At 65.0% G+C, this 17,207-nt stretch carries 21 protein-coding genes and 1 riboswitch; of the genes, 15 read left to right on the forward strand and 6 right to left on the reverse strand.

The window, feature by feature from the left end; all coding sequences use genetic code 11:
* Positions 1 to 228: 228 nt before the first annotated feature.
* The 3 genes from ykgO to L8F45_RS00855 all read left to right on the forward strand — a co-directional run bounded on the left by ykgO (position 229) and on the right by L8F45_RS00855 (position 2,101).
* Entirely contained in the window at positions 229 to 354 is a 126-nt protein-coding gene (ykgO, locus tag L8F45_RS00845) for a type B 50S ribosomal protein L36 (RefSeq protein ID WP_342360999.1), read from the forward strand.
* A gap of 112 nt (positions 355 to 466) precedes the next feature.
* Complete coding sequence (locus L8F45_RS00850) at positions 467 to 1,096, forward strand: tetratricopeptide repeat protein (protein WP_342361000.1); 630 nt, start codon at positions 467 to 469, stop codon at positions 1,094 to 1,096.
* Positions 1,097 to 1,135: 39 nt separating this feature from the next.
* On the forward strand, positions 1,136 to 2,101 hold the full coding sequence (locus L8F45_RS00855; RefSeq protein WP_342361001.1) for an alpha/beta fold hydrolase: 966 nt from the start codon (positions 1,136 to 1,138) through the stop codon (positions 2,099 to 2,101).
* A 1-nt stretch (position 2,102) separates the two neighbouring features.
* Here L8F45_RS00855 and L8F45_RS00860 read toward each other — a convergent pair whose 3' ends face one another.
* Positions 2,103 to 2,654 (reverse strand): DUF1036 domain-containing protein, encoded by a 552-nt coding sequence (locus L8F45_RS00860; protein ID WP_342361002.1) that lies wholly within the window; start codon positions 2,652 to 2,654, stop codon positions 2,103 to 2,105.
* 152 nt (positions 2,655 to 2,806) lie between these two features.
* On the opposite strand from L8F45_RS00860, the gene L8F45_RS00865 reads away from it, so the two are divergent.
* The 6 genes from L8F45_RS00865 (at position 2,807) to L8F45_RS00890 (ending at position 7,580) form a co-directional block, all read left to right on the forward strand.
* On the forward strand, positions 2,807 to 3,667 hold the full coding sequence (locus L8F45_RS00865; protein WP_342361003.1) for an N-formylglutamate amidohydrolase: 861 nt from the start codon (positions 2,807 to 2,809) through the stop codon (positions 3,665 to 3,667).
* The gene (locus tag L8F45_RS00870) at positions 3,664 to 3,969 is read left to right on the forward strand and encodes a DUF1244 domain-containing protein (protein WP_342361004.1); all 306 of its coding nucleotides are present in this window, start codon (positions 3,664 to 3,666) and stop codon (positions 3,967 to 3,969) included. The genes L8F45_RS00865 and L8F45_RS00870 overlap by 4 nt, the downstream gene beginning before the upstream one ends.
* A gap of 224 nt (positions 3,970 to 4,193) precedes the next feature.
* Positions 4,194 to 4,448, forward strand: a complete 255-nt coding sequence (locus L8F45_RS00875; protein ID WP_342363593.1) for a DUF2312 domain-containing protein — start codon at positions 4,194 to 4,196, stop codon at positions 4,446 to 4,448.
* Between the two features lie 52 nt (positions 4,449 to 4,500).
* Positions 4,501 to 4,701: riboswitch (cobalamin riboswitch) on the forward strand.
* A gap of 28 nt (positions 4,702 to 4,729) precedes the next feature.
* Positions 4,730 to 5,776 (forward strand): ABC transporter substrate-binding protein, encoded by a 1,047-nt coding sequence (locus tag L8F45_RS00880; protein ID WP_342361005.1) that lies wholly within the window; start codon positions 4,730 to 4,732, stop codon positions 5,774 to 5,776.
* A 14-nt stretch (positions 5,777 to 5,790) separates the two neighbouring features.
* Complete coding sequence (locus L8F45_RS00885; protein WP_342363332.1) at positions 5,791 to 6,810, forward strand: FecCD family ABC transporter permease; 1,020 nt, start codon at positions 5,791 to 5,793, stop codon at positions 6,808 to 6,810.
* A complete protein-coding gene (locus L8F45_RS00890; protein WP_342361006.1) occupies positions 6,807 to 7,580 on the forward strand; it encodes an ABC transporter ATP-binding protein in 774 nt (257 codons plus the stop codon). Before L8F45_RS00885 ends, L8F45_RS00890 begins: the two co-directional genes overlap by 4 nt.
* A gap of 10 nt (positions 7,581 to 7,590) precedes the next feature.
* Here the strand turns inward: L8F45_RS00890 and L8F45_RS00895 are convergent, their stop codons facing one another.
* Positions 7,591 to 9,294 carry a peptidoglycan L,D-endopeptidase MepK gene (locus L8F45_RS00895; RefSeq protein WP_342361007.1) on the reverse strand — a complete coding sequence of 568 codons (1,704 nt, stop codon included), beginning with the start codon at positions 9,292 to 9,294 and terminating at the stop codon, positions 7,591 to 7,593.
* Positions 9,295 to 9,552: 258 nt separating this feature from the next.
* Here L8F45_RS00895 and mbfA point away from each other — a divergent pair, with 258 nt between their 5' ends.
* Together mbfA and L8F45_RS00905 are read left to right on the forward strand one after the other, a co-directional pair.
* The gene (gene mbfA / locus L8F45_RS00900) at positions 9,553 to 10,509 is read left to right on the forward strand and encodes an iron exporter MbfA (RefSeq protein WP_342361008.1); all 957 of its coding nucleotides are present in this window, start codon (positions 9,553 to 9,555) and stop codon (positions 10,507 to 10,509) included.
* A 31-nt stretch (positions 10,510 to 10,540) separates the two neighbouring features.
* Positions 10,541 to 11,440: a metallophosphoesterase family protein gene (locus L8F45_RS00905; protein ID WP_342361009.1), complete on the forward strand. Its 900-nt coding sequence runs from the start codon at positions 10,541 to 10,543 to the stop codon at positions 11,438 to 11,440.
* 15 nt (positions 11,441 to 11,455) lie between these two features.
* On the opposite strand, the gene L8F45_RS00910 is transcribed toward L8F45_RS00905, so the two are convergent.
* From L8F45_RS00910 to L8F45_RS00925, 4 genes are all read right to left on the reverse strand, one after another.
* Complete coding sequence (locus tag L8F45_RS00910; RefSeq protein ID WP_342363333.1) at positions 11,456 to 12,406, reverse strand: phosphoribosylaminoimidazolesuccinocarboxamide synthase; 951 nt, start codon at positions 12,404 to 12,406, stop codon at positions 11,456 to 11,458.
* A gap of 52 nt (positions 12,407 to 12,458) precedes the next feature.
* Positions 12,459 to 13,040 (reverse strand): hypothetical protein, encoded by a 582-nt coding sequence (locus tag L8F45_RS00915; protein ID WP_342361010.1) that lies wholly within the window; start codon positions 13,038 to 13,040, stop codon positions 12,459 to 12,461.
* Positions 13,041 to 13,068: 28 nt separating this feature from the next.
* Positions 13,069 to 13,815, reverse strand: coding sequence for a glucose 1-dehydrogenase (locus L8F45_RS00920; RefSeq protein WP_342361011.1), 747 nt, complete (start codon positions 13,813 to 13,815; stop codon positions 13,069 to 13,071).
* Positions 13,816 to 13,941: 126 nt separating this feature from the next.
* Positions 13,942 to 15,414: an aldehyde dehydrogenase family protein gene (locus L8F45_RS00925; RefSeq protein ID WP_342361012.1), complete on the reverse strand. Its 1,473-nt coding sequence runs from the start codon at positions 15,412 to 15,414 to the stop codon at positions 13,942 to 13,944.
* Positions 15,415 to 15,527: 113 nt separating this feature from the next.
* Between L8F45_RS00925 and pgsA the strand changes: the two genes are divergently transcribed.
* From pgsA to L8F45_RS00945, 4 genes are read left to right on the forward strand one after another with little or no spacing between them, the layout of a single operon-like run.
* Positions 15,528 to 16,136 (forward strand): CDP-diacylglycerol--glycerol-3-phosphate 3-phosphatidyltransferase, encoded by a 609-nt coding sequence (pgsA, locus tag L8F45_RS00930; protein ID WP_342361013.1) that lies wholly within the window; start codon positions 15,528 to 15,530, stop codon positions 16,134 to 16,136.
* A gap of 10 nt (positions 16,137 to 16,146) precedes the next feature.
* On the forward strand, positions 16,147 to 16,398 hold the full coding sequence (gene moaD, locus L8F45_RS00935) for a molybdopterin converting factor subunit 1 (protein WP_342361014.1): 252 nt from the start codon (positions 16,147 to 16,149) through the stop codon (positions 16,396 to 16,398).
* Position 16,399: 1 nt separating this feature from the next.
* The gene (locus L8F45_RS00940; protein ID WP_342361015.1) at positions 16,400 to 16,747 is read left to right on the forward strand and encodes a RidA family protein; all 348 of its coding nucleotides are present in this window, start codon (positions 16,400 to 16,402) and stop codon (positions 16,745 to 16,747) included.
* A gap of 4 nt (positions 16,748 to 16,751) precedes the next feature.
* Positions 16,752 to 17,207 carry a molybdenum cofactor biosynthesis protein MoaE gene (locus L8F45_RS00945; RefSeq protein ID WP_342361016.1) on the forward strand — a complete coding sequence of 152 codons (456 nt, stop codon included), beginning with the start codon at positions 16,752 to 16,754 and terminating at the stop codon, positions 17,205 to 17,207.

Consider the following 17,207-nt stretch of genomic DNA (forward strand, 5'->3'; position numbering starts at 1 on the left):
TGTGACGCGGGGGCGACGCCAGATCAAAACGCTGTTTCAGAGGCCATTCGGCGCATAAAGACAGGGGCCGGCCTTGACCTTTGCGTCTTCTGATGATTGATCGCGCCCGCATGCGGAGGGCGCGCCCGCCCGCGACTCGGGGAAACCGGGATCGCAGGCGCCGCTCAGACCGTATTCCCCATACCACCTGGCCCGCCTTCGCCGGCGACCGGATGAACGGACAGAGCCATGAAAGTTCGTAACTCGTTGAAATCGCTGCGCGCGCGCCATCGCGACAACCAGATCGTGCGCCGCAAGGGCCGCGTCTACGTCATCAACAAGACGCAGCGCCGCTTCAAGGCCCGCCAGGGCTGACGTTCGGGCCAGCGGGCCCGACCCTTCACTTTGTCGTCATTCTGGGCCGCCGGAGCGCTTCCGACGGCCCTTCTGCTTTTGACCGCGGCGCGGGTCTTGCTACTCTCTAGGCATGACTCGATGGCTCCTGACCTCCATCGTCGCTCTGGCCGCCAGCGCCGCGCTGGCCCAGACGCCGCAGCCCGCGCCCGGCGCTCCACCCGCCGCGCCGAAGACTGAAACTGCCAAGCCTGACGCCGGGAAGGCGCCGCCCGACACGCGCAGCGTCGATGCTCTCTTCGAGCGGCTGCAGAAGGCCGAAGACGAAGACGAGGCGAAAGGCATCGCCAACCTCATCGAGCGGCGCTGGCTGCGTTCGAACAGCGACGTCGCTGACCTCCTGATGACCCGCGCGATGACGGCCATGCAGCCGCGCGAGCAGGATCTGCCGCAGGCGATCGAATTGCTCGACCGCGTCATCGGCCTCGAGCCGCAATGGGCGGAAGCTTACAACAAGCGCGCCACCGCGTTCTTCATGCTTGGCGACTATGAGCGCTCGATGCTCGACGTGCGGCAAACCCTGTCGCGCGAGCCGCGTCATTACGGCGCGCTCGCGGGGCTCGGACAGATTCTCCTGTCGAACGGCGACAAGAAGCATGCGCTCGAAGCCTTCCGCAAAGCGCTTTCGCTCAATCCGCGCATGCCGATGGTCAAGGGCGTGATCGACAAGCTCGCGCCTGACGTAGACGGCCGGGACACCTGATCTCTCATTTCGGCTGCCGTGGCGCGCTTGGCGAACTTGTTGTCCTGGATCGCCGGCGCGCTGGTCCTGATCCTTGTCGCAGGATTTGCGCTGACGCGGATCGAGGCTCAACGCATTGCGGCGCGCTTTCCACCTGAGGGCCGCTTCGTCGAAGTCGCGGGTGGGCGGCTTCATTACACCGACACGCCGGGAAGCTCAGCGGGCGCGCCGCCGCTGCTGATGGTCCATGGCGCGTCGAGCAATCATGCTGAACTCCCGATGGCGCTCAATGATGCGCTCGGCGGCCGCTTCCGCATCATCAGCATCGATCGGCCAGGCCATGGCTGGAGCGATCGCATCGGCGGCGCCGATGCGGCTTCGCCCGCGCGGCAGGCGACAATCATGGCTTCATTTCTCGACGCGATCGGTGTGAAGCGCGCCGTCGTGGTCGCGCATTCCATGGCGGGCGCGGCGGCGCTCAATCTCACGCTCGATCACAGCGACAAGGTCGCAGGGCTCGTCCTGATCTCGCCTGTGAGTCATCCCTGGCCTGGCGGAATCAGCTGGTATTACGAGCCCGCTGCGCATCCCTGGATCGGACCGATCTTCGCCAATACGCTGACGCTGCCGATGGGTCTCATCGGGATGAAGGCCGGCGCAGCGTCTGCGTTCGCGCCGCAGGCGCCGTCCGCCGATTATCTCGAACGCGCGAAGATTCCGCTCGTGCTGCGGCCGCAAGAGTTCCGCGCCAATGCGGAAGACGTCGCGGCGCTGAAGCCGTTCGTGACGAAGCAGGCGCCGCGTTATCGCGAGATCATCGCGCCGGTTGCAATTATCACCGGCGACGCCGACAGCGTCGTCTCGCCGACGATCCATTCAAAGGCGCTGTCGGAACAGATCGCCGGCGCGGAGCTCACCGTGCTGCGCAATGTCGGTCATGCGCCGCATCACTTCGCGCCTGACATCGTGGCGGATGCGATCGTCTCGCTGATGGCGCGGACGGGACGCGCGCTCGCGTCGCGCTAGATCACGGCGACGCGCTTGGCGCAGGCGTCGCCGTGGGCGGCGCGAGAGGCGAGGCGGGAAGGCGGGGAGCGACGCCGGCAGGCGGAGGCGGCGTCGCGCCTGATGGCAGCGGTCCTGCGGGCGGCGGTCGCGTCGGATCGAGAAGCTGGATCGTCCAACTCTTCTGCTCGCCTGAATCGACCTCGAAGAAGCCGGTGCGATCAAAGCCCCTCGCGAGGCAGTTGTCGGCGCCGCGGATCGTGAACTCGCGATCGCGCGTACACATGAAGCTCTTGCCGCCCCATTCGCCGCCGCGGTCATAGTCGAGCGCATGGATGTAGTAATAGCGCGCGGCGAGTTCGCCCTTCAGCAACGTCTCGCAGGCGTTGGCGGAGATGTTCCACCAGCCTTCCGTCACCCAGCCCTGTTGATCGCGGAAACCGAGCGACACGCCGACGCGGCTCGTGGTCATGTTGCAGAGACGCAAATCGGCCTTCGCCGATGGCCCGAACGTTGCGGCGCCGATCGCAATCGGCAGCCACAGCAGCGCGCGGAAGAGGGCGGACGATTTCATCAAGGGCGATCAGCAATCACAAGGGCGCGCAAAGTTTCCGAATCCCGCGCCCGCCCTACCGATGCCACCTTGCGCGCCGATTGCAAAGACGAGCGTTGCCGCGCGCCAGCGCTTGTGACAATTCCCATCCGCTGACGTTCCGCCAATCGCCCATGCTCCAGAGTTCCCCTGCGTCCGAAGCGCGTGTCGAGATCATCGACGGCGACCCATCCTCCGGCGTGCTGCTGCTTTGCGACCATGCGTCGAACGCGATGCCGGCCGAATATGGCGATCTGGGGATGCCGGCCTCGGAGCTTGAGCGCCATATCGCCTATGACATCGGCGCGGCCGAGATGACGCGGGCCATGGCGCAGGCGCTGAATGCGCCGGCCGTGCTGACGACCTTCTCGCGCCTGCTGATCGATCCCAATCGCGGCCGCGACGATCCGACGCTTGTGATGCGCCTGTCGGACGGCGCGATCGTGCCGGGCAACGCCCGCGTCGATGATGATGAGGTGATGCGCCGCATCCGGCGCTTCTACGACCCCTATGATCGCGAGATCATCGCCATGCTCGATCGTTTCGAGGCGGCCGGGATCGTTCCCGCGATCGTCTCGAATCACAGCTTCACGCCGGTCTGGAAGGGCGCGCCGCGGCCCTGGCATGTTGGCCTTCTCTGGGACGCCGATCCCAGGCTGGCCGTTCCCTGCATCGAGGCGCTGCGTCGCGAGAGCGATCTCGTCGTCGGCGACAACGAACCCTATGACGGCGCGCTGGCGGGCGACACCATCGACCGGCACGCCACGGCGCGCGGCCTCGCCAATTTGCTGACCGAGGTGCGGCAGGATTTGATCGTGGACGCCGTCAGTGCGCGCGCATGGGGCGTCCGGCTCGCCAGTGTCTTGAAACCGCTGCTTGCCGCGCCAGATGTGCATGAGGTGAAATTCTATCGCAGCCGCGTGGCGACGCGGCATCGGCGGCCGGACGCGGACAGCGACTGCGCCGCGCCGGCGCAGAAGGAGCTCACGACATGAGCGATATCGACGAGAAGACCATGACGGAGCTGGAGGCGGCCGCTTTCCGCCGCCTCGTGGCGCATCTGCGCGAGCGCGCCGACGTGCAGAACATCGATCTGATGAATCTGGCCGGATTCTGCCGCAACTGCCTGTCGAATTGGCTGAAAGACGCCGCCGACGCGCAGCAGGTCGCGCTCACCAAGGACGAGAGCCGGGAGCATGTCTACGGCATGCCCTACGAACAGTGGAAAAGCCTGCATCAGCGCGACGCGACGCTTGAACAGAAGGCGGCTTTCGCCAAAGCAAATCCGCAGCACTGACGGCGCTTGTCCGGCCGGCCCTAGAGGGTCGCGCCGAGGGTTTGCGTCTGTTCGATCAGGTCGTCCGCGAGCCGAAAGGCCGCGCCGGCGTCGCATTAGAACATGGCGCGAAAAAGCGGGACCCGATTTTTCGCAAAAGCCATGCTCTAAACTTTTGGAATCGATCACGTTCCCGCATTTTGATTGATTCAATCAAAATGCGGCGTGATCTAGAGGATTTGGAGATGACCGCGGACGTCGCCGACACCGGAGTCGCAGCCGATGAGCTCAAGCAGTTCGTCGAGCGCATCGAGCGGCTGGAAGAAGAAAAGGCCGGCATCGCCTCCGACATCAAGGAGGTGTTTGCGGAGCTGAAGGGCCGTGGCTTCGACAGCAAGGCCATCCGCGCCATCATTCGGCTGCGGAAGAAGGACAGGGCCGAGCGGCAGGAGGAAGAGGCGATCCTCGAACTCTATATGCAAGCCCTTGGGATGGCGTAGCGGGACGCCGTCGCTCCTGCGTCAGGCCCGTTGAGGGCCGCTTGGCCCCATGCTACCAGCGCGGTGCGTTGGCGCCCTGGAGGTCCGGGGTGAAACGGGAATGCGGTGAAGGCGAAAGCCAATTCCGCAGCTGCCCCCGCAACTGTAAGCGGCGAGCTGAAGGCCATTCGACCACTGATCCCCGTGGGATCGGGAAGGCGGCCTGAAGCAGCGACCCGCGAGCCAGGAGACCGGCCAGCGCGACATCACTCAGCCGTCGGTGGGACGGCGCAGGAGGTCGCATGGTTTTTCCTTCCCGGGGCTCGCACGCCCGCAATCTGTTTTCATTTGGCGCCGCGATTTTCGCAGGCCTGTGTTGGTCCGGAGCGCCGGTCGCGGCGCAGACGAAATATCCGCTGACCGTCAAGAATTGCGGCGTCTCGGTCACTTTCGAGCGCGCGCCGAAAAAGGTCGTGTCGCTTGGCCAGAGCATGACCGAGATTCTGTTCTCGCTCGGGCTCGGCGACAAAATCGCGGGAACCGCGGTCTGGTTCGGACCTGTGATGGCGCCGTTCGAAGCCGAGAATGCGAAGATCAAACGTCTCGCCGACAATGATCCGAGCTTCGAATCCGTGATCGCGCAGGAGCCTGATCTCGTCACCGCGCAATATGAGTGGCATCTCGGCCCCAATGGCCGCGTCGGTAAGCGCGAGCAGTTTGCCGATTTGAAGATCGGAACCTATGTCGCTCCCGCTGACTGCGCCGACAAGGACAATTCCGGCAGCGGCGACGGCGTGCGCGTGAAAATGGTGACGACGGCGCCGGTCTATCAGGCGATCCGCGAACTCGCTGAGATCTTCGATGTGAAGCGGAAGGGCGAGGAGCTCGTTGCTCGCTTGCAGAGGCGCGAAGCAGAGGCCGCGGCCTCCGTCGCCGCAGCGAAAGCGGCTGAGGTGTCGACGCTCTTCTGGTTCTCGAGCAAGGAAGTGAAGGGCGATCCTTTTGTCGCCGGATTGAATGGCGCGCCAGCCTACATCATGTCGAAGATCGGCGCGCAGAATGTCATCAAGGTCAACGACGAATGGCCGACGACAAGCTGGGAGAGCATCGCTGCGACCGATCCCGCGGTCATCGTCATCGCCCGGATGGATCGCAGGCGTTTTCCCGCCGATGACGTCGAGGTGAAGCTGAAATTTCTCGAGACGGATCCCGTCGCAAGCAAACTCTCCGCCGTGCGCAACAAGCGTATCGTCGTGATGGATGCGCAGGCGATGAATCCCTCGATACGGACGATCGACGGCGTCGAAGTCTTCGCGAAGAGTCTGAAGATGTTCGGGATGGTCGATTGAACGCAGCGGGGGCTATGGGAGGACCGTGGGGCCTGCGGGCGCTGCTCGCAGGCGCTGGTGTTTTCTTGCTTGCGCTGGCGATCGCCATGGCCGTCTCGATCGGCGAGATGGCGATTCCGATCGATGCGACGTTCAAGGCTGTTGCTAACCGTCTCTTCGGCGCGTCGTTTGAAATCAGCCGCATCCAGGAAGGCGTGATCTGGGATTATCGCTTAAGCCGCTCGCTCATCGCGTCCTGTTGCGGTGGCGCGCTGGCGATTTCGGGCGCGATCCTGCAGGCGCTTCTGCGCAATCCGCTGGCGGAGCCCTATGTGCTTGGGATTTCCGCCGGCGCGTCGACCGGCGCCGTCGCCGTCATCATCGGCGGGCTCGGCGCGGGCGTGCTGACTCTCTCCGGCGGCGCCTTCATCGGCGCCGCGACCGCGCTCATCTTCGTCGCCCTGCTCGCGGCGGGTTCGGGCGGTGGCGATCGCATCATTCTCTCAGGCGTCGCGGGCTCGCAGCTCTTCAATGCGCTGACCTCCTATATCGTCACGACGTCGGCCAACGCCGAGCAGGCGAGGGGCGTAATGTTCTGGCTGCTCGGCAATCTCGGCGGCGTGAGATGGCCTGATCTCTATGTCGCCGCGCCGGTGGCGTTGATCGGCTTTTCGATCTGCCTGCTCTATGCGCGCGTGCTCGACGCTTTCACGTTCGGCAGCGACGCCGCGGCCGCGCTCGGCGTTGCGGTGACGCGCGTGCGGCTCCTGCTGTTCAGCGTCACGGCGGCGATGACGGCTGTCATGGTCAGCATTGTCGGCTCGATCGGATTTGTCGGCCTCGTCATTCCGCATGTGGCGCGTTTTCTCGTCGGGCCAAGTCATGCGCGGCTGTTGCCGACGTCGCTTTTGATGGGCGCGATCTTCATGGTGATCGCCGACATCATCTCGCGCATTCTCATTCCGCAGCAGGTGCTGCCGATCGGCGTCGTCACTGCGCTTTTTGGCGCGCCGGCCTTCGCCGTCATCCTCTATCGCGCGCGGCGGCCGCAATGACGATCGCAACACGAGATGTGCGATGGGGCGCCGGCGGCAAGATCATCGTCGACGGCGTCACGATCACCGTGGCTGAAGGCAAGATGCTTGGCCTCGTCGGCCCCAACGGCTCCGGCAAATCAAGCCTGCTGCGTCTCATCTGCCGGCTGCGCAATGTCGCGAGCGGCGTGATCACGCTTGGCGAATTCGATGTCGCCGCCATGTCGCGCGCGGCGATCGCCCGTCGCGCCGCCTTCGTCGAGCAACAGGCGACGACGGATGCGCAGGTGACGGTCATCGATGTCGTAAGACTCGGCCGCACGCCGCATCGCGGACTGCTTTCATCCTGGACTGCCATCGACACCGAAGCCGTGGAGACGGCGCTGAATAGCGTCGATATGTCCGAACGCCGCGACCAGCTCTGGCACACGCTGTCAGGCGGCGAGCGTCAGCGCGTGCATATCGCGCGCGCGCTGGCGCAGACGCCGAAAGAGCTGCTGCTCGACGAACCGACCAACCATCTCGACATCCAGCATCAGCTCGAAATCCTGTCGCTGGTGCGCAAACTCGGGACGACGGCGGTGGTCGCGCTGCATGATCTCAATCTCGCGGCGATGTTCTGCGACGAGATCGCGGTGCTCCATCGCGGCCGGCTGCTCTGCGCAGGCAAGCCTGACGAGGTGTTGTCGGAAGAAATGATCCGCGACGTGTTCCAGGTCGAGGCGCGTATTGAGCGCTCGCCTTTCCACGGCAAGCAAGTGATCCACTTTCTCGCCGGCGCGCGCGAATAGCGCGCAGATATCAGCGAGTCGTGAGCGACTGGGCGAGCGGTTTGACCGCAGGGCCGGTGAAGGAACCGGCCGACGGGCCGACATTGGCCTTGCGCCGGAACTCCATGAGGATCTCGTCGACCGGGGCCAGCGCCAGCTTCGATGTGCTCGGAGCTTTTTCGCTCACGGCCGTCGTCGTGGGGGATTCAACCTTTGTCGATTCCTGACGTCCCGCTGGCGCAAAGCCCGCGGAGGCGACCACCGGCGTCGCCGAACGGATGCCGCCAGGGCGCGAAGGCGGCAGCGGCATTTCGACGGGAGCGTAGGCGGCGACCTGCGGCGGGGCGCGAGGCGCGTCGTCAGGCGACGTCGAGCGGCGGATGATGGCGCCCAGCGCGTCGTCGGCCCGCGCCGGCTTCGGCGGCTCGGCGGCGGCGACCGCGACAGGCTGAGCCGGCGCGAGATCGGTCGGACGCGCCGGCGGCATCGGAATATCGCTCAGGCTTGCAATCGCCGCGCGCGAGAACTCAGCCGGCCTGAGCGGCGGCATCGGAAGCTGCGCGATGACAGGGATCGCCTTCGTCTTCGGTTCGTCGGCCGGCTTCGACGCAACCGCGACCTGAACCGGCGCAGGCGCCGGCTGGGCGCTTGGCGAGCCGAACAGGCTGAAGATCGGCGAAGGCTGCGGCGCAGGCGCCGCAACTGGAACAGGAGCTGGAGCGGCTGCAGGAGCTGGCGCTGGCGCAGGAGCGGGTTCAGCCGACGCGACCTGCGTCTCGACCGCGCGGCCGCGACGACCACGCAGCGAGCGATTCGAAGCGACCATCACCGCGCCGTTGCCGCCTGCGCCAAGAGCGGACTCGCCGGCCTTGGTGTTGCCCATGGCGATGCTGCGCATGCCGGCGTCATCGCCGCCGCCAGCCGCCGGCGTTCCGCCGCCGCCGCGGCCACCGCCGAACAGGGCCGCGAAGAATCCGGCGCCGCCGCCGAAGGTCTCTGTCTCTTCGTCGCCGCTATAGCCGCCGACCGAACCGCCGCGGGCGATGATCATCGCCTTGGCTTCCTCGTAACGGGCCATGGCGCCGCCACCGGCGGGCAGATGGACCGTCATCTCGTCAGGGAAGAGACGCGCGAGCTGATCGCGCGTCATGCGCGGCCAGGACCGCACCGAGCCGACATCGAGATGGACGAACACCGTGTTCGCGTTCGGATAGTAGCCGACGCCGCCGCGCTGCATGCGCATGCCCACCTCACGGATGCGCGACATCGGCACATCGTCGAGGTAGAAATCCATCGCGTTGCCTTCCATGTGCTGGCTGTGTTTGGCCACGGCGCGCGAGCGCCGACGCAGCATGGAGTTGGTTTCAGGCGAGCGATAAGCGGAGTTGATATAGATCGGGCTCGACGAGCCGGCCTCGCGATGAGCCTCCCACAGCACGTCGAACAGCTTGGGGTTCATCCGTATCTTTTCGTCGCGGCGCCAGTCGCGCGCCAGCCAATTGAGCTGCTCGAGCGCAGAATAGTCGTAAGAGCCCCAGCGCTTGAAGGTGATCGTCGCCGATTCCTTCGTGTGATTGTGGATGAAGGTCAGCGTGCGCGTTTCGCCCTGCGCGATCGCATAGGGCGTGCCGCGAACCGTCACCGTCGCGGCGACGGCGAAAACGCCTACGGCGAGAAGGCTGCGGCGGCCAAAGCGGGATAAAGCAGAGGCGCGCGGCGCGGGGTCAGCTTGCAAGTTTCCACCTGGTGCTGGGCGAGCCGCGCTCGCCAGATGATGAATAATAACTTGTCCAGAAGCGTAAACGGACCGTTACGGTCTCGCCAAGCCCCTTACGCGGCGCATGCGCCGGATACGCATGGTCGGTCAAACAGGCAGATCATGGCGAAATCAAGCCTTGTCGACAATTCGCCCGAATTAACGCACGGGAAACGGGCTGATTGATTTAGAATCATTCCAATTGACTTTGCTTAGAATAATTCTAATCAAGGGCGCATGAAAGCCTTTGCCGATCTCAAAGAGGCGGAAGTCCTCGCTCTCGCTGTCGCCAATGAGGAAGAGGATTCACGCATCTATCTCACCTTCGCGCAGCGTCTGCGCGAGCAGTATCCCGGCTCCGCCAAGGTGTTCGAGGACATGGCCGAGGAGGAGCAGGGCCATCGCCGCATGCTGCTCGACATGTATGAGCAGAAGTTCGGCAAGGATCTGCCCTACATCACGCGCCAGGACGTGAAGGGCTTCCTGAAGCGACGGCCGGTCTGGCTGATGGACGGCCTGAGGATCGACGCCGCCCGCAAGCAGGCGGAACTCATGGAGTATGAGGCGGCCGCCTTCTACGGCCGCGCCGCCGAACGTTCGCGCGACGTCGATGTCAGGCGTCTCCTCGGCGACCTCGCCGAGGTCGAGAAAAAGCATGAAAGCCTCGCCGCGAAGCTTGAAGAGGCCCACGTCACGCCTGACGTTCGCGCCGAAGAGGATGCGACGAAGAAGCGCCTCTTCGTGCTCCAGATCGTGCAGCCGGCTCTCGCCGGGTTGATCGACGGCTCAATCTCGACGCTCGCGCCGATCTTCGCCGCCGCCTTCGCCACTCACAATTCATGGGACGCGTTTCTGGTTGGTCTCGCGGCCTCGATCGGCGCCGGCATCAGCATGGGGCTGACGGAAGCCTTGTCGGACGACGGATCGATCACGGGTCGCGGCCATCCCTGGGTGCGCGGCGCGGCCTGCGGGATTGCGACCGCAATCGGCGGCCTCGGCCATACGCTGCCCTACCTCATCCCGGATTTCTGGACCGCGACCGTCGTCGCCGGTCTGATTGTCGCCGTCGAACTCATCGCGATCGCCTGGGTGCGCTGGAAATTCATGGAGACGCCCTTCACCTCGGCCATCGTGCAGGTCGTGCTGGGCGGCATTCTGGTCCTGCTGACCGGCATTTATATCGGCAGCTCTTGACGCGCGCGCCTCTGCGCGGCGATGCGGGGATGTGAACGAACGACCTTTCCGCATCGCCTTCTTCTCGGACCCGCATATCGGGCCGATTCCGCGCGTCTCCTTAAGCGCGCTGATGGGCAAGCGCATCACCGGCCTCATCAACTGGAGGCTGACGCGCAAAGCGCGTTACGACATGGCCGCGCTCAACCGCATCGTCGCCGACATCCTCGCTGCGAAACCGGACCATGTGATCTGCGGCGGCGACGTCTCCAATATCGGCCTGCGCGAGGAGTTCATTGCCGGACGGAAGCTGCTCGAACGCTTCGGCGACCCCCAACGCGTCAGCTTCGTTCCCGGCAATCACAGCGCTTATGTCCCTGACAGCGTCGCGCCTCTCAGGGAAATCTTCGCGCCGTGGATGACGGGCGATTGCGACCAGACGCCGGAATTTCCCTATTTGCGCAAGCGCGCCGGCGTCGCGATCATCGGTCTCAATTCGGCGGTCCCGCGTCCGCCCTTCGACGCCAGCGGAATGCTCGGCGAGACGCAGATCGAGGCCGCGTTCCTGATGCTGACCGCGCTGAAATCGCAAGGGCTCTGCCGCATCATCGTCATTCATCATCCGCCTTATGTCGGCGGCGCGCCGCGCGACCGCGCGCTTCGCGATGCGGCTGAATTCGAAGAGATGCTGTCGCAGGCCGGCGCCGAACTTGTGCTGCACGGCCATAATCACCGCACCAGCGTCGCGCATCGCAAGGGCGGCGACGCGATGGTCCCGATCGTCGGCGTTGGTTCGTCGTCAGAGCGCAATCCGGCGCGCGGCAGGAAGCCGGTCTGGCTGTCGATCGAGACCGTGCGCAACGAAAGCGGCGCGTGGGAGATCACGATCACGGAGCGGGGCATGGAAGCGAGCGGAGAGGTTACGGAACGTCCGCTCAATCTTGCGATCTGAACGCCGCCCGCGATATCAACTAAAATACGGCCGCAGATTTTCCCGCACGCGATCGAGCGGCGTTGCGCCGGAGAGATCAGGCGCAAAAGTCTTTCCCGTGATCATCTCGTAAGCTCTGATATAGACCTGCGAGGTCTGCTCGATCAGCGCGGCGGGAATCTCGGGAATCGGGTCCTTGTAGGGATCGCAACGCGCCGCCACCCAGGCGCGGACGAAATCCTTGTCGAAGCTTTCCGGCCGCTCGCCCGCTGCGAAATTCTTCTCATAGCTCGCGGCGATCCAGTAGCGGCTGCTGTCGGGCGTATGAATTTCGTCGGCGAGGATGATCTCGCCTTGGGAATCGATGCCGAACTCGTATTTCGTATCGGCGAGAATGAGGCCGCGCTCACCCGCCAGCTTCTGACCGCGCGCGAACAGCGCCAGCGCATAGCGCGACAGCGTCCGCCATTGCTCTTCCGTCAGCAGCTTCTTCGACAGAATTTCGGCTTCCGACAGGGGCTCGTCATGACCGCCGTCGAAAGCCTTCGTCGTCGGCGTGATGATCGCTTCGGGAAGTTTCTGGTTGTCGCGCATGCCGTCGGGCAGCCTGACGCCATACATCTCGCGCTCGCCCTTTTTGTATTTTGTCAGGATCGATGTGCCCGTGGTTCCCGCGAGATAGCCGCGGACAACGATCTCCACGGGCAGAATGTCGAGCCGCTTGGCGATGACGACGTTGGGATCGGGATAGGCGAGAACATGGTTCGGGCAGATGTCTTTCGTCTCCTCGAACCAGTAGCGCGCGGTTTGCGTGAGAACCTGCCCCTTGAACGGGATCGAGGTCAGGATGATGTCGAAAGCGCTCAGGCGATCGGTCGCGATGATGATGCGGCGGCCGTCGGGCAGATCGTAATTCTCGCGCACCTTGCCCTTGTAGTGGCTGGGCAGTTCGGGAATGAAGGCGTCAGTCAGCGTGCGCGAAATCATCATTGCCTTCGGGCGTCAGTTTTCAGATTTGGCAGCAGTTTCATCGTCGGACTCAGAGCGAGCCGATCTTGAGCCAGGCGTAAAGAATCGCAGCGCCTGCGAGCGCGCCGACGATGAGCAGCGCAAGCATCTCGCCGAAGCGCGTTTTCGGCGCGGGCTGCGGCTCGACGTTTCGCGGCGTGGCGGCGATGGTTTGCGGAATGTCGGCGGCCGCGATGGCTTTCTCGCGCTCGACGATGCGGCGCGCCACATACATCGTCACCGCTTCGACGATCGGATCGACGCGCTCGCTTTCAGCGAGCGTGACAGGGCCGCGGCGGCTGTCCTGCACGAAGCGATAGGTCTTGCGGTCATGCCCGCAGTCGACGAAGGCGATCAGATCAATGAACAGCTTCGGCGTCTCGCCGGCGACGAGCCCGTGATCGAATGCGCCGGCGTGCAAACCTGTCTGCGAGAAGATGGGTTCAAGCGCGACGCGCAATTGTTCGAGGCGCGCGATTTCGCTGGCGCGCAGATCAGCCGCGGTCTGCGAGCGCTCCGTGTCTTCAAGCCGCGCGCGACGCATCGCTACCGTGAGATCGGGCACAAAGGCGCGCGGCAGCCGCGCGACCTTGTCGTCTCCCTGGCTCGCCATGACGCTACTCCCACCCCTCGCGAGTGGATCAGATGCAGCGACCGCCGTCCACTTCCAGCACCGCGCCGGTGACCATCTCCGCCTCGTCCGAACACAGGAAAAGCGCGGCGTTGGCGATGTCCTGCGGCACCGACAGGCGCCCCCAGGGAATGCTGGCCTTGAAGGCGGCGCGCTTTTCCGGCGTATCCTCACCCATGAAGGTCGCGAGCAACGGCGTCTCGCCGGCGACAGGCGCAATGGCGACCACCCTGATCTTGTCGGGCGCCAGCTCCACCGCCATGGATTTCGATAGCAGATTTACGGCGCCTTTGCTGGCATTGTACCAGGCGAGGCCGGGACGCGGGCGGATGCCGGCGGTCGAACCGATATTGCAGATGACGCCGCCGCCATGGCTGCGGAAATGCGGCACGATCGCTTTCGCGAAGAGATAGACCGATTTCACATTGACAGCGAAGACGCGGTCGAAGGTCGCTTCATCAACGTCGACCATGGGCTGGTTGCGATGCGAGGTGCCGGCGTTGTTGACGAGGATGTCGATGCGCCCGAACGCATCGGCCGCCGCCTTCACCGCGGCGTCGACATCGGCCTGCTTCGACACGTCGCCGCCGAGCGCGATGGCGGAGGGGCCGATCTTCGCCGCGGCCTCCTTCGCCTTTTCAAGCTGGAGATCCATCACCGCGACGCGCGCGCCCTCGCGCGCGAAGGTCTCGGCGATGCCGAGACCGAACCCTTGCGCCGCGCCGGTGACGATCGCGGACTTTCCCTTGAGACGCATATGTTTCCTCTTCGATCAAGTTTCTACCATGTCATCGCCGGGCTTGACCCGGCGATCCATGAAAATGTTTCGAATTCGCCTGGATCGCCGGGTCAAGCCCGGCGATGACATCTGGAGAAGGATTGATCACCCGTGATTGACGACGATCGTCTTCGTCGCCGAGAATTCATAGAGCGCTTCGAAACCCTTCTCGCGGCCATGGCCTGATTTCTTCACGCCGCCGAAGGGCAGTTCGATGCCGCCGCCAGCGCCGTAGCCATTCACGAACACCTGGCCGCAGCGCATGGCGCGGGCGACGCGCATCGAGCGCTTCGCGTCATTCGTCCAGACGCCGGCGACGAGGCCGTAGTCGGTGCCATTTGCGAGCGCGACCGCGTCAGCCTCATCATCAAAGGGCATCAGCGACAGAACGGGGCCGAACACTTCTTCGCGCGCAAGCCGCGCGTCGCGATTGACGGGTCCCAGCAGTGCCGGCGCGCTGTAGAAGCCGCCGTCAGGCGCATCGCTCGCGATCGCGCCTTTCGCCAGCAGAGGCGCGCCGTCGGCGATGGCCGCGTCAATGAAGCCGTTCACGCGGCGCTGCTGCTTCGCATTGATCATAGGCCCGAGATCAAGGTCGCGATCATGAGGACCGGCGCGCAACGCCTCGAATTTCGGGACGAGCATGGAAAGAACGCGATCAAAGATTTTTCGCTCGATCAGCACGCGGGAGCCGGCCGAGCAGGTCTGGCCGCCATTCTGGATGATCGCCTTGACCAGGATCGGCGCCGCCGTGTCGAGATCGGCGTCGGCGAAGACGAGCTGGGGCGACTTGCCGCCAAGCTCCAGCGTCACGCCGGCATGGTGCTTCGCCGCCGCCTGCTGCACGAGCGAGCCGACTTCGGGGCTGCCGGTAAAGGAGATGAAATCGACGCCGGGATGTTCGGTCAGCGCCGCGCCCGCCTCATGGCCGTAGCCCGTCACGATGTTGAGCGCGCCGTCGGGGAAGCCGACCTCACGCGCGAGCTGGGCGACGCGCAGCACGGTCAGCGAAGCGTCCTCCGCCGGCTTGACCACGCATGCGTTGCCGCAGGCGAGCGAGGCGGCGACCGAACGGCCAAAGATCTGGAGCGGGTAATTCCAGGGCACGATATGGCCGGTGACGCCGAGCGGCTCGCGCATCACCGCCACAGTGTAGCCGTTGAGGAAGGGGATCGTGTCGCCATGCAGCTTGTCGGCGGCGGTCCCGTAGAATTCGAAATAGCGCGCCGCGGCGTCGGCGTCAGCCCTGCCTTGCGAGAGCGGCTTGCCGGTGTCGCGCGATTCGAGCTCGCCCAGCTCCTTCGCCCGCGCTGCGACCGCCTCGCCGAGCTTCACGAGCAGGCGTCCGCGTTCGGTCGCCGTCAGCCGTCCCCACGGTCCTTCAAAGGCGCGGCGCGCGGCTTTCACCGCCGCGTCGACGTCAGCCGCTCCGGAGCGCTGGATATGGGCGAACACCTTGCCGTCGGAGGGGCAAAGAACCTCAATCAGTTGACGATCGGTCGCCTCCGCGTCGCGTCCGCCAACAAGATTGAGCAGAGCCGGCTGGGCGTCGGCGGGGTTCTTGTCATGAGCGGTCATCGCAACGTCTCCCGAGGGCGCGCGATCCTACTCGCGGCGGGAGCAAGCGCCAGTGCGTCATGCGCAGGGCGCTTGGCGTTGACGGGGCGTCCGCCGGGGCGCCATGACAGGCCATGACCATGGCCCGATCCGACATCCCCTCGCGGCGGCTCAACTGGCCGAACATCCTGACCTATGCGCGGATCGCGGCCGTGCCGGCGATCGTGCTGCTGATGGAGTGGCCGAACGACCCCGCCTTCCGCTGGGCGGCGCTGATCCTGTTTTTCCTCGCGGCGGTCACCGACTATTTCGACGGCTATCTCGCCCGCGCCTGGAGCCAGCAGACGACCATGGGCCGCATGCTCGATCCGATCGCCGACAAGCTCCTCGTCGCCGCCTGCCTCCTGATGGTGGTCGCCGACGGCACGCTCCGGGGCTGGTGGGTGTGGGCCGCGGTGATCATCCTGTGTCGCGAGATCCTGGTGTCCGGCCTGCGCGAATTCCTGGTCGAGTTGCGCGTCAGCGTGCCGGTCAGCCGGATCGCGAAATGGAAGACCACGATGCAGCTCATCGCCATCGGCTTCCTGATCGCGGCGCCCGTTGGCGACGTCATTATTCCGCACACCATGACGATCGGCCTCTGGCTGCTGGTCGCAGCCGCCGTGCTGACGCTCTACACAGGCTTCGATTATTTCAAGGCCGGCGTGACCCATCTCCTCGAAGAGGACGACAAACGCGCATGAAGAGGCGCGCATGAAGCTCGTCTATTTCGCCTGGGTGCGCGAACGGATCGGCAAGGAATCCGAGATCGTCGATCTTCCCGTTGATGTCGCGACGATCGCCGATCTCGCGCGCTGGCTGAAGACGCGCGGCGAGGAATACGCCTACGCCTTCGAGAACGAGAAGGTGGTGCGCGCCGCGATCGATCGCAAACATGTGAAGCCTGAAACCGCGATCGCGGGCGCGACCGAGATCGCCTTCTTCCCACCGATGACGGGAGGTTGAGATGATCACGCGCATCGCAGGCGCGATCGCGACGCGCAGCCGGGCGGTGGCGACGGATGATCTGGTCTTCACGGTGGCGGTGTCGCCGGACAAGACGCCCTCGCTTTATGAGCAGACGAAAGGTGCGCTCGCGCAGCTCGACCGCAATCTCGCCGATGCGGGTTCGGACAAATCGCTGCTTCTGTCCGCGACGGTGTACATCACCAACATGTCCGAGAAGGGCGAGATGAATCGCGCCTGGGACGAATGGGTCGATCGCGAAAACCCGCCGCAGCGCGCCTGCGTCGGCGTCGCGCTTGAAGGCCGGGACCTCGTCGAGATCACGGTCGTCGCACTGCGCAAGGCGTGATGGGATGGCGACGATTCGCATCCAGCGCGAGCCGTTCGATCTCGCCGCGGAAGCGCGGGCGCTGAGCGCGGGGCGCGTCGATGTCGGCGCCGTGGTGACGTTTTCCGGCCTCTGCCGCAGCGAGGAAGGCGCGCTCGCGGCGCTCGAACTCGAACATTACCCCGGCATGGCGGAAGAGGAGATCGCGCGCGTCGCCGCCGAGGCGGAAGCGCGCTGGCCGCTTCTCGGCGCGACGATCATTCATCGCTACGGCCGCATTGCGCCTGGCGAGGACATCGTGCTCGTCGTCACCGCGTCGAGCCATCGCCGCGCGGCGTTCGAGGCGGCGGAATTCCTGATGGACTATCTCAAGACCCGCGCGCCCTTCTGGAAGAAGGAGCATCGCGCGGACGGATCATCCGGCGACTGGGTCGCGGCGAAGGACGAGGACGACGCCGCGGCCGGGCGCTGGACCAAATGA

The sequence above is a fragment of the Terrirubrum flagellatum genome (assembly GCF_022059845.1).
GTDB lineage: Bacteria > Pseudomonadota > Alphaproteobacteria > Rhizobiales > Beijerinckiaceae > Terrirubrum > Terrirubrum flagellatum.

Excerpts from the sequence above, each read along its gene's own strand:
- ykgO (WP_342360999.1), top strand. The coding sequence starts at position 229 with ATGAAAGTTCGTAACTCGTTGAAATCGCTGCGCGCGCGCCATCGCGAC.
- L8F45_RS00850 (WP_342361000.1), top strand. The coding sequence starts at position 467 with ATGACTCGATGGCTCCTGACCTCCATCGTCGCTCTGGCCGCCAGCGCC.
- L8F45_RS00860 (WP_342361002.1), bottom strand. The coding sequence starts at position 2,654 with ATGAAATCGTCCGCCCTCTTCCGCGCGCTGCTGTGGCTGCCGATTGCG.
- L8F45_RS00865 (WP_342361003.1), top strand. The coding sequence starts at position 2,807 with ATGCTCCAGAGTTCCCCTGCGTCCGAAGCGCGTGTCGAGATCATCGAC.
- L8F45_RS00870 (WP_342361004.1), top strand. The coding sequence starts at position 3,664 with ATGAGCGATATCGACGAGAAGACCATGACGGAGCTGGAGGCGGCCGCT.
- L8F45_RS00875 (WP_342363593.1), top strand. The coding sequence starts at position 4,194 with ATGACCGCGGACGTCGCCGACACCGGAGTCGCAGCCGATGAGCTCAAG.
- L8F45_RS00880 (WP_342361005.1), top strand. The coding sequence starts at position 4,730 with ATGGTTTTTCCTTCCCGGGGCTCGCACGCCCGCAATCTGTTTTCATTT.
- L8F45_RS00885 (WP_342363332.1), top strand. The coding sequence starts at position 5,791 with ATGGGAGGACCGTGGGGCCTGCGGGCGCTGCTCGCAGGCGCTGGTGTT.
- L8F45_RS00890 (WP_342361006.1), top strand. The coding sequence starts at position 6,807 with ATGACGATCGCAACACGAGATGTGCGATGGGGCGCCGGCGGCAAGATC.
- mbfA (WP_342361008.1), top strand. The coding sequence starts at position 9,553 with ATGAAAGCCTTTGCCGATCTCAAAGAGGCGGAAGTCCTCGCTCTCGCT.
- L8F45_RS00910 (WP_342363333.1), bottom strand. The coding sequence starts at position 12,406 with ATGATTTCGCGCACGCTGACTGACGCCTTCATTCCCGAACTGCCCAGC.
- L8F45_RS00915 (WP_342361010.1), bottom strand. The coding sequence starts at position 13,040 with ATGGCGAGCCAGGGAGACGACAAGGTCGCGCGGCTGCCGCGCGCCTTT.
- L8F45_RS00920 (WP_342361011.1), bottom strand. The coding sequence starts at position 13,815 with ATGCGTCTCAAGGGAAAGTCCGCGATCGTCACCGGCGCGGCGCAAGGG.
- L8F45_RS00925 (WP_342361012.1), bottom strand. The coding sequence starts at position 15,414 with ATGACCGCTCATGACAAGAACCCCGCCGACGCCCAGCCGGCTCTGCTC.
- pgsA (WP_342361013.1), top strand. The coding sequence starts at position 15,528 with ATGACCATGGCCCGATCCGACATCCCCTCGCGGCGGCTCAACTGGCCG.
- moaD (WP_342361014.1), top strand. The coding sequence starts at position 16,147 with ATGAAGCTCGTCTATTTCGCCTGGGTGCGCGAACGGATCGGCAAGGAA.
- L8F45_RS00940 (WP_342361015.1), top strand. The coding sequence starts at position 16,400 with ATGATCACGCGCATCGCAGGCGCGATCGCGACGCGCAGCCGGGCGGTG.
- L8F45_RS00945 (WP_342361016.1), top strand. The coding sequence starts at position 16,752 with ATGGCGACGATTCGCATCCAGCGCGAGCCGTTCGATCTCGCCGCGGAA.